The following is an 18,012-nucleotide window of genomic DNA, read 5'->3' on the forward strand; positions in this document are numbered from 1 at the left end:
AAATTTTATCTTAACAGCTCGAGGTATCCTTGAGTTACGTCTCCCTCTTGCCCTTCACCTTTATCAAAAATATAGAAATATGTTCCTGGAGGCAATCCTTGTTTACCGCCACCCAGGCCGGTATTACTCTTACCTGTAAACACTCTTCCGTTCACATCGTCTTCATACCAACGGATTTCATACACTAAGGTACCTGATCTGTTGAATATTTTCACTTTGTTGTTCGGGAACCTGTCCGCACATGTGATTCTAAAGTAATCGTTCAAGGCATCACCATTGTCTGTAACGGCATTGAAGATCTTAATTTCTGTTGATATTTCAAATGGAACGACATCTGAAGCACAATCATTTTCGTCAATCACCATTACCTGGTAACTGTTCGGACCAATTCCGCTCAAACGCTCATCTCTACTGATGAAACTTGCATAATCTGCCGTATCAATAGCCGCAGTTCCATCATCCATCGTCCAATAGAAGTCTTCGATGATCGTAGGAGTAGTGAATACCAGATCAGCAGATCCATTACCTACATACTCGTTAGTTCCCATGATCAACTCGTTACATTGTGAGTCGGTCGTTTTTACTGAGAATTTAGGGGTCACTCTCTCATCTACAACTTCCGCAGTGGCTGCATCGGACACACAACCAGTGTTGGTGTCAGTGGCTTGAACACTGTAGCTACCTTCATCCAGGCCAGTAGCCAGAATCGTGTTGCTGATAGTGGTGTTCGTTACATCAGTCCACTCGAAAGTGTATCCAGTCGTTACCTCATTGACAGAGGCTCTCAAGACTCCATTTGGCGTCAGACAGTTCGTTCTGTCACTCAACACGTTGATCGTTGGAAGAGGAACCTCTTCAGTCTCATTCGTGATGGTGATTTGATCTGTAATATCACAACCAGTATATCTATCTACCATATGAACGGTATATGTTTTATCAATCAACTGGTGAACTGTGAATGCTGCTGAATCCAATACTGGATCACTCAAGCTTGGTCCATCGTGCCAGGTGAAAGTGTATCTAGATGGTTCATCTGGAACAGAAACTACAGTTGCCTGTCCATCTGCCCTGGTCAAATCACACTTAGTCAAGGCATGATCCTGAGTAATGATCATTTCCATCATCATGGTGTTGGTCTTGTCCTCAATCTGAATGATGTTAGGATCAGAACTACATCCACCGTCTACATCTAGTACCACTATTGAATAAGTACCGTGTTCCAGTTCGCTAGCTGTATTACCATTCAGGTTATTAGCTGCCTGAGTGATTACCGCTTCGTCAAATTCCTCACCAGCGACCATGTAGTATTCAAATACTGCAGTCTCGTTAGTAGAGTTAGTGACTGAGATCGCCAACATACCATTTGGATCCACACAGTTTTCATTGCCTGTAGTAGATACATTCAGTAATAGTGGCTCAGCAGCGATGGAGCTCATTCCAAATACTTCGGTAGTGATACAGCCTGTAGCCAGATTTTCTACTTCGATGGTGTAGCTACCTACATCGATACCTGCATAAGTAGGATCGTTCGGTCCATTCAACCATTGGAATCTATAATCTGTTGTGCTGGTAGAACCATCTGCAGTTACAGTCAGCATACCATTCGGATTCGTAGGATCACAATTAGTCACCTGATCGAAATCTGCTAGTGCTACTACTGGTGGTGCTGTTTCGTCTTCTACTTCAATCTGGAATACATCTGACATACAACCTGAAATGTTGCTGTAAGCTTCGATGTAGTACATGTTAGGCGCAAGTCCGGTAAACACAGGAGTTGTACCCATGTTAGTACCTGCACCAGATGTGTAAGTTCCAGTGTGTAGGAAGTAAGTATAGTCAGACAGAGCATCAGGGTTGATATTAGTCAACTCGATACTACCATTAGCCGGAGCACAAGTCGTAGCTGGCGTCATGATCACATCTGTAGTCAGACTCAACTGAATATCTATTGGTTCGAAAGGAACAGTATAGCTATCCGTAATCACACAACCAGTTACACCATCAGTGACCGTCACTGTATATTCCTGACTTTCCAATCCAGAAACCGTAGTGGTAGTTGGGCCGTGATCCCACACGATAGTAGGAGAGGTTGCATTGGTAGTGATCGTCAATTGACCATTTCCACCTACACAATATTCGTTCGCCTGATCTAAGTTGAAAGTCAAAGTAGGAGCCATGCTCTCATCCAGAATACTGAACTCATAGGTCGATCCCGCACACTCTGAGCTGATGTGCTCAATGATTACCTGGTATCTACCTGCTGAGAGATTGCTTACATGTCCGTTTCCTACATCCGTACCACCGTGAGCAGCACCTGTAGAAGTTTGGATTGTGAATGTAAAGTCAGTCAATGCAGCCGCCGTACCATCTGAAGTGATGCCTGTAATTTCAAACTCACCATTAGGATTGATACAGTTCGTGTTTTCTGTTTTGTTCACTGTAGAGATCTCGAATACTGGGATATCCTCTTCCAGCAACATTGGGTCTCCTGAGCTATCCAATAGGGTAGCTTCCACGAAACAAGAGTTGCTTGGAGTCGCATTGTCAGTCACAAGTAGAACATAAGCTCCACCGTCGATTCCTGATAGTGTACCACTTGTTACACCTCCACCGGAAGTACCTGCAATGGTTCCATTATCGGTCAGCGCTACACCACTTGCTACTGATGCTCCAGCATACCACTGATAAGTGTAGTTACCTCCATCATCGTTAGTGATAGTCCAATCCAATGCACCATTACCTTCATTGGCATCTGGATCACAACTTGTATCCACACTATTGACAGTGATGGTTACTTCTGGAGCGACAGAGTTGTCAAGTATTTCGAAAGCCACTTGACCTGTACTACAGCCTGTTACATTGTGCGTTGCTACGACAAGGTAATCACCTGGTTCTCTGTTCAACAGTGTTGCAGAAGATTCTCCACTGATTAACACAGTAGGATTAGCGGTGTACCATGCGAATGTGTAATCATTCACATCTCCACTTGTTACATCTGCATTGTTGATCGTAATGCTACCATCACTTCCTCCACAATCCACTACATGATTGATATTGCCAGTCACGTTAGCTTCTGTGATAGTGTGTGTTTCTGTATCGTTTTCTACCTGGAAGGTAGCAGTAGTCGTACATCCGAAATTATTATCAGTTGCATTGTTATCTGTTACCACTACGGTATAAGATCCAGTCGCCAAACCAGTCAGGTTCAATCCACTGTTAGTGATTGCTCCTGTAGTACCCAGGTTTGCTGATAGTAAATCTGTTGTACCTGTACCCTTATACCAGGTGTAAGTGTAATCCGTTGCAGAGCCTCCAGTAATAGTCAATGTACCTGTACCCTCATTGCTAACCAACACACAGTAAGTATCTGCAGTAGTGGTAGCTGTTACAGTAGGAGCGATGGTGTTATCATCAATGGTAAACACTACTGTGCTACTTGTACACTGAGATGTAGTATTTGTAATTGTTACTTGATAATTCCCCGCAGGAAGGTTTTCCAAACCATTGTTGTCAACAGCCAGACCCGAGATAGTTTCATTGACTCCTGCTGGTAGTGCTCCACCACCTTCTGAAGCAAAATCGAAGCTGTAATTCGCAATGCTTTGTGCAATACCATCTTCCAATACACTTGTGATTTCAAACGTGCCATTTTCATTTGTACAGTTGGTATTGTGTACCAGGCTGTACTCTGAATCCGTGATTGAAAGCACCGGAGTGTTTTCTTGTAGCGTGATTTCCTTGGTACTCACACAAGTATTGTTTGGATCAGTATTGTCCGTTACTCTTACTGTATAGGTGCCCTGAGGAAGACCAGTGGCGGTTTGTCCATTGGTTCCAGAAGTCCCCTGAGTAGGGATGCCAGAAGCAGCCAAAGTAGTCGTAGTTCCAGAACCATAGAACCATTCAAAAGTGTAGTCCAATTCAGAATTGCCACTCACACTAGCGGTAATTTGACCAGTACCCCCTACAGTAGCGGCATCACCACAGTAAGAATCCAATTGATCCACTGTGAATACAATGTCAGGATCTACTGTGTTATCCTCTATTGAGAAGGCAATGATTGTACTCGCACACTCAGTAGTGTTATTGGTAATGGTTACTTGATAATCACCAGTTGGCAGGTTATCCAATCTATTGTTAGAAGTAGCCGCACCTGTAGTAGAAGCCGTAACTCCTGCAGGCAATGCACCGCCACCAGCAACCTGGAAGTTGAATGTATATCCAGCCAAACCTTGCGCGATGCTGTTTTCTAAGACATCATTGATTTGGAAAGAACCATTGTCCGTACAGTTAGTATTGTGATTCAAAGTATACTGAGAGGCCGTTACAGTCACGATCGGAAGTGATTCCGACAAAGTGATTTGTTTCGTGCTCACACAAGTATTGTTTGGATCAGTGTTGTCTGTTACTCTTACTGTGTATGTTCCCTGAGGAAGACCAGTAGCAGTTTGACCGTTGGTTCCAGAAGTACCTTGAGTTGGGATTCCTGAAGTAGCCAAAGTAGTACCTGTACCTGCACCGTAGAACCACTCGAAAGTATAATCAGCCGCAGCTTCTCCACTTACGCTGGCAGTAATCTGGCCAGTTCCTCCTACAGAAGTCGCATCCCCACAGTAAGCATCCAATTGATCTACAGTGAATACAATGTTCGGGTCTACCGTATTGTCATCGATAGAGAATACTACGGTTGTACTCGCACACTCAGTAGTGTTATTGGTAATGCTTACTTGATAATCACCAGTTGGCAGGTTATCCAATCTATTGTTAGAAGTAGCCGCACCAGTAGTAGAAGCCGTAACTCCTGCAGGCAATGCACCACCACCAGCAACCTGGAAATTGAATGTATATCCAGCCAAACCTTGCGCGATGCTGTTTTCTAAGACATCATTGATTTGGAAAGAACCATTGTCCGTACAGTTAGTATTGTGATTCAAAGTATACTGAGAAGCCGTCACAGTCACGATCGGAAGTGATTCCGACAATGAGATTTGTTTTGTGCTCACACAAGTATTATTTGGATCCGTATTGTCTGTTACTCTTACCGTGTAAGTTCCCTGAGGAAGGCCAGTAGCGGTTTGACCGTTGGTTCCAGAAGTACCCTGAGTTGGGATTCCTGAAGCAGCCAAAGTAGTACCTGTTCCCGTACCATAGAACCATTCGAAAGTATAGTCAGCCGCAGCTTCTCCACTTACACTAGCAGTGATTTGACCATTACCTCCTACAGTAGTCGCATCCCCACAATAAGTATCCAATTGATCTACAGTGAATACAATGTTCGGGTCTACCGTATTGTCCTCGATAGAGAATACTACAGTTGTACTCGCACACTCAGTAGTGTTATTGGTAATGGTTACTTGATAATCACCAGTTGGCAGGTTATCCAATCTATTGTTAGAAGTAGCTGCACCAGTAGTAGAAGCCGTAACTCCTGCAGGCAATGCACCACCACCAGCAACCTGGAAGTTGAATGTATATCCAGCCAAACCTTGCGCGATGCTGTTTTCTAAGACATCATTGATTTGGAAAGAACCATTGTCCGTACAGTTAGTATTGTGATTCAAAGTATACTGAGAAGCCGTCACAGTCACGATCGGAAGTGATTCCGACAATGAGATTTGTTTTGTGCTCACACAAGTATTATTTGGATCCGTATTGTCTGTTACTCTTACTGTATATGTTCCCTGAGGAAGACCAGTAGCAGTTTGCCCGTTGGTTCCAGAAGTACCCTGAGTTGGGATTCCTGAAGCAGCCAAAGTAGTACCTGTTCCCGTACCATAGAACCATTCGAAAGTATAGTCAGCCGCAGCTTCTCCACTCACGCTAGCAGTAATTTGACCATTACCTCCGACAGTAGTAGCATCCCCACAATAAGTATCCAATTGATCTACAGTGAATACAATGTTTGGATCTACGGTGTTATCATCAATAGAGAATGATACTGTAGTACTTGCACAAGTAGTAACATCATTAGTAATTGTTACTTGATAATCACCTGTAGGCAAGTTATCCAATCTGTTGTCGTCTGTAGCAGCACCAGTGGAAGAAGCAACCACTCCACCAGGAAGGGCTCCACCACCAGCAACTTCAAAGAGGAAGGTGTAGTTAGCCAAGCCTTGTGCTGCTCCATCTTCTAGCACGTCATTAATTTGGAACGACCCATTGTCAGTACAGTTAGTGTTGTGTGCTAAGGTGTACTGAGAGGCAGTAACTGAAAGGATAGGAAGATCTTCAGAAAGCGTAATTTGTTTTGTGCTCAAACAAGTCTGATTTGGATCAGTGTTGTCTGTTACCCTAACTGTATAGGTTCCTTGAGGAAGCCCAGTAGCGGTTTGACCGTTGGTTCCAGATGTTCCTTGAGTTACAATTCCTGAAGCCGCTAGGGTAGTAGATGTACCTGAACCGTAGAACCACTCGAAAGTATAGTCTCCAGCAGATTGGCCATTGACATTTGCAGTGATTTGACCATCACCGCCTCCTGTAATTGCATCTCCACAGTAAGAATCCAATTGATCCACTGTGAATACAATGTCCGGAAGTACGGTATTGTCTTCAATCTCTAACTCAATCGGAGATGTCGCACAACCATCCGATCCTGTACCAGTTAATCTAGCTTCTACAAAGTAGGTTCCTGCAGCCACACCTGATAGGGTAGCGCCAGTTTCAGCCAAAGTAGTTCCATAGGTTCCTTGATGCCATGTGAAAGTATAATCACCCACATTTCCTGAAGTAATGCCGGTCACCTCAATGCTACCTGTACCACCACAATTTGTGATAGGAGTGATATCAGTCGCGGTAATTTGCTGCTCTACAGGCTCATGAGGTACGACGAATGTTTCTTCTATCATACAGCCATTGACTGCTGGTCCAACTAGACCCATTCTTTCAATTTGCAATACATAAGTACCAGGTCCCAGATCATTGGCAGTAGATGTCAATACATTGTCATTGGTTTGAATTTCATCTCCTGGAGATTCTGAACCTTCTATATACCATCTAAATTGGAAATCATTGGCTAAAGTGGAATCACCTTGATATTTAATGACCGTTGCACTGATGCTTCCGTCACCACCGAGTCCTTGACCTGCAACTCCTTCTTCATCACAGTTGGTATTAGCCGTGATTGATGAAGAGTCTAGGATTGGCTCAAAGGCTCTTTGATCAATTGCATCTGTAGCATAGGCAGAGAAACATTGATCCGTATTGCCTGGTGCAAATGCAGGGTTGCTGATTTGCTGAGCCACAGCTGTATAAGTGCCAGCAGGTAGACCAGTAAAGGTTACCTCATCTCCAGGGGATAAACCTGCCCCAGAGATTGTTTTGGGATAAGTATCTCCTTCATAAGTATAAGTTGCAAATTTATCCGCAGGTACTCCAGCACCAGCATAGAGATAAATGGTGTATTCAGAAATATCATCCACCTGACCATCGATGTATCCATCAGTAACAGTGGTAGAAGTAGAAGTAGTTGCTCCACTGTTATCACCGGTCACATTCTCCCCATTGATGAAATCGCCAGAGGTAGTTGTGATTACCAATGTTGAACCATCATCACTATTGACGATACCCGTTGCTCCTCCAGTACTTGTGACATTTTCACCATCTTCGAATGTTCCTGATCCGCCTGTGTAAGCAATCGATACATTATCTGCTAAGCCTACCGTAGCTTCTCCATTATCTGGACACTCCTCTACGTGTTTGATCGCAATGGTAGTTGTAGCTTGTTGTCCAATGTATGGAAGATCAAATACTTGTTGTGTTCTACATCCAGATGTTTGATCGATCATTACTACTGTGTAAAGACCAGGTGCAATACCATCAATTGTGGTTGTTGCAGTGCCCAACCCACCGGTCGTACTAGTAATAGAAACTGTGAAATCTGTGTCAGTTAAGGTACCACCATCTGTAAGTGGAGTTCCTGAGCTTGGATCTACATCATAGTCACCAGTTCCTTCATACCATTCGAATGCAATGTTGTTTCCGCCTGGATTCGTTGCTAAGTCAGCAGTGATGTCTCCAGCAGCTTTACAACTCGATGGGATTACACCCACAGATAGATCAGCTGTTGGTCTAGCTGGTGTATTATCCAATACCTCAATTCTGGTTGCATTGCTGCTACAAGAAGAGTTGTTGTCAGTGACTACTACAGTGTAATAACCTGTTTCCAGTCCTTCTCCAGCCGAGATTTCTGTCAATTCAGCAGTTGTTTGCGATAGGAGAGTGCCGGCCACTGACTCTCCTTGATACCATGCATAAGTATAACTAGGAGTATATCCAATTGGTGCGGTTCCTCCATCTGAATATGTAACAGATACATTGTCTACTCTAGCGATACCATTGGCTGGCAAACATTCGTTCTGAGCTGTTTGGCTCATGTTTACTGTGAATATTGGATAAGCACGTCTGATGGTCACCTCCTGTGTTTCGAAACACTGGCTCGCATCGTGAATCACTTTTACAGTGTACGTACCTTGTGGTAGTCCATCGATGATATGGTTGCTCCCTTCGCTATCTGTAGTACCACTTGCACTAGCAAGGGCAGCAGGTAGCAAATTGCTCGACAATGTATTGGTTCCTCTGTACCATTCGATGGTGTATCCTGAATTGTCTGCAGCATCGATATTGGCAGTTACCTGACCAATTGGGTTAGAAGAGTCACAAGTAAAGTTGTCCTGAGTTACTTCAGCCGTAAAAGTGAAAGTAGGTGCTTGATCTTCTACCTCAATTGTGACAGTTGCAGAGATACAACCTGTCGTATTGTTCACAGCCTCAACCGTATACAAACCAGCACTTAGGTTTTGGATATGATTGGTGCTAGAACCAGAGACATTAGGAGTTACTGCTGTATTTCCTTTTTGCGTTTCAATGTCATCCAGGTCATCTATTTGAGTACCTGTATTTGAGTTGCCAATATACCATCTGTAGGTATAATCGTTCACTTCATCATCAAATCCACCACCGGTTACATCTGTCAACTCGATAGCACCGTTTGGATAAGTGGTAGCACCTGTACAAACAGTTACATGTGTGATGTTTACATCAGCCGCCTCAGTATTATCAATAACAGGATCCGTAGGATTGTTATCGATAGTGAATTCTAATTCTTCTGTACATCCGGTAGTAGTGTTAGTCACCCTTGCTGTATAAGTACCACCTGGAAGTTGTTCGATAGTAGCTGCATTTGATGCAGAGGCACTACTTATCACCACTTGATTGTAATCTGCTTCTGTGTTTCTTGGTGCTACTCCTAGCTTATCAGCTGCATTTGTACTTGAACCGATAAAGAACTCGAAGTTGAAAGTATCACCATTTGTATTAGAAGCGTTGATTTGTGTTTCACCTGTAAATGCATCCGTACAAGAGATTTGATCTGAAATTGGAGTCTCTGTCATAGTGATTGGTAAGAGATCCTCAGTCACCTCAACGGTCACTGTAGCAGAGATACATCCAGTTGTACTATTTACTGCTTCTACAGTATAGAATCCAGCACTTAGGTTTTGAATATGATTAGAAGTTGCACCAGTTACATTAGTGTTTGAAGCAGGTGTAACTCCTTTTTGAGTTTCAATATCCGAACCGTTTGTGATCTGAGTACCTGTATTGGAGTTACCAATATACCATCTATAAGTATAGTCATTGATTTCATCATCAAATCCTCCACCAGTCACATCATTCAATTGAATTTGACCATTGGCGAAAGCAGTACCTCCGCTACAAACATTCACTGGAGTAACCGTAATATCACCTGCGTCAGCATTGTCAATTACAGGATCCGTAGGATTGTTATCGATAGTAAATTCTAATTCTTCCGTACATCCGGTAGCGGTGTTAGTCACCCTTGCAGTGTAGGTTCCACCAGGTAGTTGCTCAATAGTGGCTGCATTAGAGACTGAAGCGCCGCTAATTACTACTTGGTTGTAATCTGCTTCTGCATTTCTAGGTGCTACACCTAATTTGTCAGCTGCATTCGTGCTAGTGCCAATGAAGAACTCAAAGTTGAAAGTGTCTCCATCAGTGTTAGTTGCATTGATTTGCGTTTCACCTGTGTAAGCGTCAGTACAAGAAATTTGATCTGAAATCGGAGTCTCTGTCATAGTGATAGGTAAGAGATCTTCAGTCACTTCTAGCGTCACAGTAGCGGAAATACACCCTGTAGTAGTATTTACTGCCTCAACCGTATATAAACCAGCACTTAGATTTTGAATATGATTGCTAGTAGCACCAGTCACTACAGCGTTGGCCGCTGGTGTTACACCTTTTTGCGTTTCAATATTAGTACCATTATTTATTTGAGTACCAGTATTGGAGTTCCCGATGTACCATCTGTATGTATAGTCATTGACTTCATCATCAAATCCACCTCCAGTCACATCGTTCAATTGAATTTCTCCATTCGCGAAAGCTGTAACTCCACTACATACGGTTACTGGAGTAATGGTAACATCTGCAGCTTCAGTATTATCAATAACAGGATCCGTAGGATTGTTATCGATGGTGAATTCTAATTCTTCTGTACAACCAGTGGTAGTGTTAGTTACCAAAGCAGTGTATACACCACCTGGTAGTTGTTCGATAGTAGCTGCATTAGAAGATGAAGCGCTACTAATCACCACTTGATCATAATTTGCTTCTCCACTTCTTGGTGCTACGCCTAATTTATCAGCTGCATTCGTGCTAGAGCCTACAAAGAATTCGAAGTTGAAAGTATCACCATTTGTATTAGAAGCGTTGATTTGCGTTTCACCTGTGTAAGCGTCAGTACAAGAGATTTGATCTGAAATCGGAGTCTCTGTCATAGTGATTGGTAAGAGATCCTCAGTCACCTCAATTGTCACTGTAGCAGAGATACACCCAGTTGTACTATTTACTGCTTCCACAGTATAGAATCCAGTACTTAAGTTTTGGATATGATTAGAAGTTGCGCCAGTTACATTAGTGTTTGAAGCAGGTGTAACTCCTTTTTGAGTTTCAATATCCGAACCGTTTGTGATCTGAGTACCAGTATTGGAGTTACCAATATACCATCTATAAGTATAGTCATTGACTTCATCGTCAAATCCTCCACCAGTCACATCATTCAATTGGATTTGTCCATTGGCGAAAGCTGCACCACCGCTACAAACATTCACCGGAGTGACTGTAATATCACCTGCGTCAGCATTGTCAATAACAGGATCCGTAGGATTGTTATCGATAGTGAATTCTAATTCTTCCGTACATCCGGTTGTGGTGTTAGTCACCATTGCGGTATAAGTTCCACCTGGTAGTTGTGCAATTGTAGCCGCATTAGATGCTGAGGCGCTGCTGATCACTACTTGATCGTAATTGGCTTCTGCATTTCTAGGTGCTACTCCTAACTTATCTGCTGCATTAGTGCTAGTGCCAATGAAGAACTCAAAGTTGAAAGTGTCTCCATCAGTGTTAGTTGCATTGATTTGCGTTTCACCTGTGTAAGCGTCAGTACAAGAGATTTGATCTGAAATCGGAGTCTCTGTCATAGTAATAGGCAGGAGATTCTCTGTCATTTCTATTGTTACTGTTGCTGAGGTACAACCTGTAGTGTTATTAATAGCCTCTACCGTGTATAGACCCGCACTGATGTTTTGAATGTGATTGGTAGTTGCACCAGCAACCGCAACAGTGGCTATTGGAGTGTTACCTTTTTGCGTTTCAATATCAGTACCATCAGTGATTTGAGTTCCTGTATTTGAATTACCGATATACCATCTATAAGTATAGTCATTCACTTCATCATTGAACCCAGCACCTGTTACATCATTCAATTGAATTTGTCCATCTGCGAATGCCGTACTTCCGCTACATTGAGTCACTTCTGTGATAGTGACATCCGTAGCTTCAGTATTGTCAATAATTGGATCTACCAGATTATTGTCTATTGTAAATTCAATCTCATCCGTACAACCTGTAACTTCATTGGTTACAAGAGCAGTATAAGTTCCTTGTGGCAGTGCTGATATCTGAGCAGCTGTCGAACCAGAAGCATTGGCAATCGATACCTGATCCAAATTAGGGTCAGAAGCGATTGGCAGTTGGTTAGCTGCATCCGTGTTTTGTCCATTGAAGAATTCGAATGAGAAAGTATCAGTGCCTGCAGCAGAAGTAGCTGTGATCTCTGTACTACCTGTTGGATCTCCTGTACAAGCGGTTTGATCTGTTCCAGGATTTTCACCCAAAGTAATCGAAGCTAAGCTCTCTGTTACTTCTACGGTTACATAGGCAGAAGCACAACCAGTTGCTGTATTCGTAGCACTTACATAGTAGGTGCCAGCATCCAAATTCTTAATATGATTGGTAGTAGCATCTGCTACGGTAATAGCTGCTGCTGTACCACCTTTCAATGTTCCAATGTTGTCACCATCATTGATGATAGTTCCAGTACTGCCTCCGATTCTCCAGGTGTATGTGTAGTCATTCACTTGATCGGTGAAGCTTCCATCTGTGTTTACATCAATGATTTCAATTTCACCTTCAGGGAAAGTAGTTGATCCAATACAAGAATTAACAGGAGTAACTACAGCAGTCGCGCTGGTTACGATTGGTGCAACTGGAGCTGAACTCAAGGTGATTGTAGAGATGTTTGCACAACCCCCATCAGTTTTGGTCACCTTTACTGTATAAGTAGCGTTTCCAGATGGAGCGTTTAATCCTGAGATCGTGGAGTTGTTCGTTCCGGATAAAGCCACAACAGATCCATTGCCCGCATCATCTCCATCGGTTAATGGAGTTTCTGAATCCAGGTCAGAGACAGCAGCGAATGATCCGATGTACCATTCAAAAGTATGGTTGTCCTGTGTATTCAACCCACCATCTACGGCAAATGCTTCAAGCGAACCATTACCAATGGTACAACCAGTATTGGCCGCTACTTCATTTAAGTTAACAGATGGGTAGATAGGAGTGTAGCCAATAGTTACTTCTTCAGGGCCTACAGAACATCCCGTTTCGGTGTTAAATGCGGTCACTTTATAAGTACCTGCTGCCATTCCAGAAATGGTATTGGCAGTGCCATCCACGCTAGCATCTACACTGGTTTTGCCAGTGATTGGATTGTCAGATATATCAGTCCATGACCAGGTATAATCTTCTTTGCTTTCTCCAAATATTCTGGCACTCGCAAATCCATTTGGTGTACCTGAACAATTACTTTGATCACTGATGATCGGAGTAGCGAAAATTGGATCAACCGAATTGGTTCCAATTGTGGTGGTGGTAGTGACATCACAATTATTGTCGTTGTTGGCAACCAATATGGTATAACTTCCATTAGCCAAACCAGTGAAGGTATAATCTCCATCCATATCAGTAATAGGTCCTGCATATGGAGTAGCAGTTATATCAGTACCAGTATAGATGGTGAAATCATATCCATTGACAGGCTCGCCAATAAGTGGGTTTGTAGATGCGACTACATTTTGCGTACCATTTCCACCTACACAGTATTCGTCAGACGTACTGAGTTGTTTAACTGTTACAGGCTCCTGATCAGCTTCTTCTACCAATACAGTAATATCCTCCGCAGGACAACCCGAGATGTTATTGACTACAGAAATGGTATAAGTTCCTGGATCCAATCCTTCAAATACCGCAGTTGTGTTTTCAGCTATAGGAGTTCCAGAACTGTTTCCACCCTGATACAATTCGTAGTAATATTCTGCTACTTCGAAAACAATACCATCAAGAAGGTTACCTTCTAACTCATTGTTAGTTGCAGAAGAAATCGCCTTGAACTGGAATCTGGTTGACGTTTGACCATCAGGAATGGTGTAATCACCACTGAAGTAGTTCCATTGAGAATTGTCTGATGAAAAGCGACCGATTTCAGTACCCGCATCACCAACAGCCACATCATCAATTAGAAGGGCAACTACATCTTCTCCACCTCCTCTACGAGCTCTGTGAGCAAATCCCCAGGACATACGGATTCCTGGTTTAGTTACTACGTCAAAGTAGAGTGTCCCAAAATAATGCGCATTGATTTCTGCCCACTGTTGCCCCTCATAGGCTTGAAAGCCTCCATTGAATCCGTTAGGGTGAATCTCGATTACATTACTGTATTGCTCTCCTGCACGGTCGTTATATGTACTCCATCCATCTGTGTTGGCTTGATCGATGTAGAACCAATTGGTTGCTCCAATTGGGCCTCCAGCTTCAACAAAAGCAGCGTTGGCCGGATCTTTAGTGTCAGGTACTTCAAAACTACCATTTTCAACCACCTCATATTCATCTGTATCTACCGCGTCTAGCGATAGGGCAGAAGCATCAATCGATCCTGCCGAAATCACAGTTCCATTACATGAAATAGCTGGAACAATAACAATGTCATCTGTATTGGTTGGGTTTGTTGGATATGAAATGTCATCCTCTACTGTAAACTGAAGTCTGCCAGTACAGTTACTAGCATCAGTAGCAGTGACCAAATACTGGCCTGCATCTAAAAGGAGGGCAGTCTGATTGTTGGTGCCAGATACGGTGAAAATTTCATTCTCAGCTATCACAGATGAACCTGAATAATAATGGAAAGTATAATCCTCAGTATCACCACCTACCACTGTCGCAGTAGCGCTACCACTACCATTTTCACTACATGACTGGTTATCTCTTACATCTACACTCAATTCAGGGGCACCAGATTCATCTAGAACCTCAACCATGATAGGTTCTGTGTAACAAAAAGTTGGATTTGGGTTTTCTGTATGTTGTGCAACCACTGTGTACCAGCCCGGAGCAAGGTTTTTGCGGAATTGTCCCGAAGCACCTGAACCTGCATTACCTGTACCTGAGTAATCAGGAGTAGCTTTTATGCCTTGTCCGTCGTACCAGTAGAAAGTATATTTTACATCATTCTGATCTGTTTCTACTTTGATTTCACCATTGCTGGAGATACAGTCAGTCACATTGGTTAGAGTAGCAACAGAAATAACAGGTAGTGTTACACTTGTTGTAACATCCTCTGAGGCAGTTGTCTCACAGCCTGAAGTATTATCAGTAACCACGACAGAGTAAGTTCTGGCCAACAAGCCTGTTGCTGAAGAACCTACACTCTGCACAGTCGTGAAGTCATTGCCAATGTACCAGGTGAAAGTATAACCGTCGGTTACCTGAACGCCATTTTCGATTACGTAGGCATCCAAAATACCATCTGGAGATCCACAATTAGTAAAGTCTTGCGTTTTAACGATTTCTACTACAGGAGCATCTGTTGTTGTAGTAATTACAATTTCTTCAACAGCGGAGACACAAGAGTTAGTTTGAGATGCTGCTACTACCTGATAAGTACCAGAAGCTAAAGTAGCAATTCTGTTTCCTGTATAAATGGTGTCATTGAAGTTGTTCGCTTGAAACCAGTAGAAGTCAAAGCCTGCAGTGATTTCTCCAGACTGAGCATCTGTTACACCTTCCACCAATACATTGTCTAGATAATAGAATTCATCGTCTGAGTTATTTCTAACTTCTGCTACTATTTTCATGGTGGTACCAGCACCAGATCCAGTTGCAGTGATGGTTCCAAAGTTTCCACTCTGAAGTCCATCTGTCAAGCTGGTTTTATTACCGTCGATTACAGAATAAACTCTTAAGTAGTCATTAGATCCTGCAGATGCACTTGATTTTAAATCAATGGAGAAATCAACTGATTGGTAACTGGAAATATCTATTTCGGCAGTCTCCCAAACCGCTTCTCCATCTGTATCCGCAAAGAATAGTTCAAAAGACAACCCGGTGTTAGACACTTCAAGGTTATCTGCATTGTTTGGTGTTTCTGTGAATGACCAAGCTGAAGTTCCATTATCTACTTCAGTGCCAGGAGTCAAATCATCGAAGGTCTCTTCATATACCACCTCGGAAGTTTCAGAAGTAGTACCGAAATAATACACTCTTGCATCTCCATTGTTAGGTTTTGTAGGGTCACATTTAGCATTATGACTAATGATTTCGTGCTGAATATCAAAAGTCTGAGAAGTAACAGCTACAAAATCAATATTGTTATTGTCCTCACATTCAGTCAGTGGTCTAAAGAAGCTTGCTACTGGCACATCCTGAGTTCCATCATCGTTGACAGATACATAAAGGTCAAAATCTCCGCCCGTTCCTTCTACTTCTGCAGTAATGGTCATTGACTCTCCAATGTCGAATCCAGAAATACTGGTCACTACTGTGTTCAATTTAGTTGAGCTGGCATCATTAGGAGCTCCTTCGTAAAATGTAATAGGCAGGTTACCAGCTAGTACTACATCTCCTGCATTTTGAATCGTAACACTTACATTAAAGTTTACCTCAGGACAAGCCGCGCTTCCTACATTGGTGATACTCACCAGTTCGATATCTGGACTTACAAAAGAAGGACAACCGGTTTCGTCCAAATAAGGAGATTGACCTAAGAAGTTATTCAGAGGTCTGTTTTCTGGGTTGGTGCTACCTTCACAGGATTGGAAGATTTTTGTCATATCCTGTTGTGTGATAGGAATGGTCAGGTCATCATTGACGTTGACATTGAAGTAAGCATGCTGGTTCCATACTGCACGAGAAGGCTGCCAGTTTTCACCATTGGATTCATAAACTCGAATCTGACCATACTTTCCATTTTCGTAAGGAGAGACGGGTGTGTTGTTATCAGTAGAACAGGCCACACAAATTTCAGTTTGACCATCACCATCCACGTCAGCAACTAAAGGGTACTCTTCAAAGGTCTGTGACGTACAGCTAATGGTTTTCAAGGAGGTTTTAGAAGAACCATCTATGATATGGATGTAGTCTTCTCCTCTATAAACGATCTCATGTGCACCATCTCCGTCAAAATCGAAAACAGTACTACCAGAGAATCCTGAAGTACCTTCATTTACATCTTTGATCCAAAACTCCTGCATGTTTTCATCCAGGGCATATATTCGTTGTTTGGAGTTAAATGTACAGTTAAGTGATCCATCACCATCAATGTCAGCTATGTTGATACGACCCGTTGCATGATCATGATTTTCGGGAAGGTTGTAGGTAAGTACTCCGTTATTTGTGACATCCCAGAAAAATACAGTAGTCCAAAGGTTGCCACTTACAAACTGACCACCACTGAAGATTACATCTACATTGCCGTCAAGATTGTAATCTGTAACCGAAGAAGAGTTAAAGTTCCAGTCATTGTATTTAATGGCATATTGTCCATCTGCTGGAAGGATGTCGTTGATGTCTCTTTCTAGCGTGCGTGTGGCCGTAGCTATATTTACACTGTAGATTTTTCCGCCCGCTACGATTTCCAGGCCTTGACAGTTGGTACAAGCGCCATCAGGAAGTGCATCAATAGCTACAGTACCATGAGGTACCTCAGTTCTAAAATCACCTGTGCCCGCAATAATTACTGCACCTGTATGTGCATTTCTAATTTCGTTTCCATGAAGTAATTCAACCACACCGTCACCATCAAAATCTGCAAGAGATATCAATCCTACTTTATCTCCTGTATTTGAAGTGGTTGCCCACATTTGGTTAAGCTCACAGTCATACATGGCCAAATTGCCATTCTTAAATCCTCTAACGAATATTTCTCCACAATCGTCATCGCGGAGGTTAGCTATAGCTACAGTATGCGCAATATCAAATCCTACATTCCTTGGACCTTCTTGGGTAGAACCAGTCGCACCATCCAAAATGGTAAGTGTATTGTTCTCGCGGTTGGTTACTACTACTTCAGGAGTACCATCACCATCAATATCACCTACTGCAGGGTTTGCAGTATTAAACGCTGTTTCATCATCTGAGCCCCATTGGAGTCTCACATCGAAGGTCGGGTTGGAAGTAGCCTCACTTTCACAATTGATGGCGTTACCAAAATAAAACTCCAGACACTGCGCATCCCCAGAACAATCACCATCGTAACAGTCGATGAAACCGTCATTGTCATTGTCTATACCATCGTCACAAATTTCTTGTGCCGAAGCTATCAGGGAGATACACAGGAGTGGAAGGATAAAGATTATCTTTCTATAGCTATTCATAGGATTGAAA

1 protein-coding gene is annotated in these 18,012 nt (G+C 42.7%); it reads right to left on the bottom strand.

All coding sequences use genetic code 11. The features are described 5' to 3' along the window. Positions 1–5 precede the first annotated feature (5 nt). Entirely contained in the window at positions 6–18,002 is a 17,997-nt protein-coding gene (locus N7U62_RS02065) for a T9SS type B sorting domain-containing protein (RefSeq protein WP_264136214.1), read from the bottom strand. Positions 18,003–18,012: the final 10 nt, after the last annotated feature.

This window comes from Reichenbachiella ulvae, from assembly GCF_025833875.1.
GTDB classification, from domain to species: Bacteria; Bacteroidota; Bacteroidia; order Cytophagales; family Cyclobacteriaceae; genus Reichenbachiella; species Reichenbachiella ulvae.

Excerpts from the sequence above, each read along its gene's own strand:
- N7U62_RS02065 (WP_264136214.1), bottom strand. The coding sequence starts at position 18,002 with ATGAATAGCTATAGAAAGATAATCTTTATCCTTCCACTCCTGTGTATC.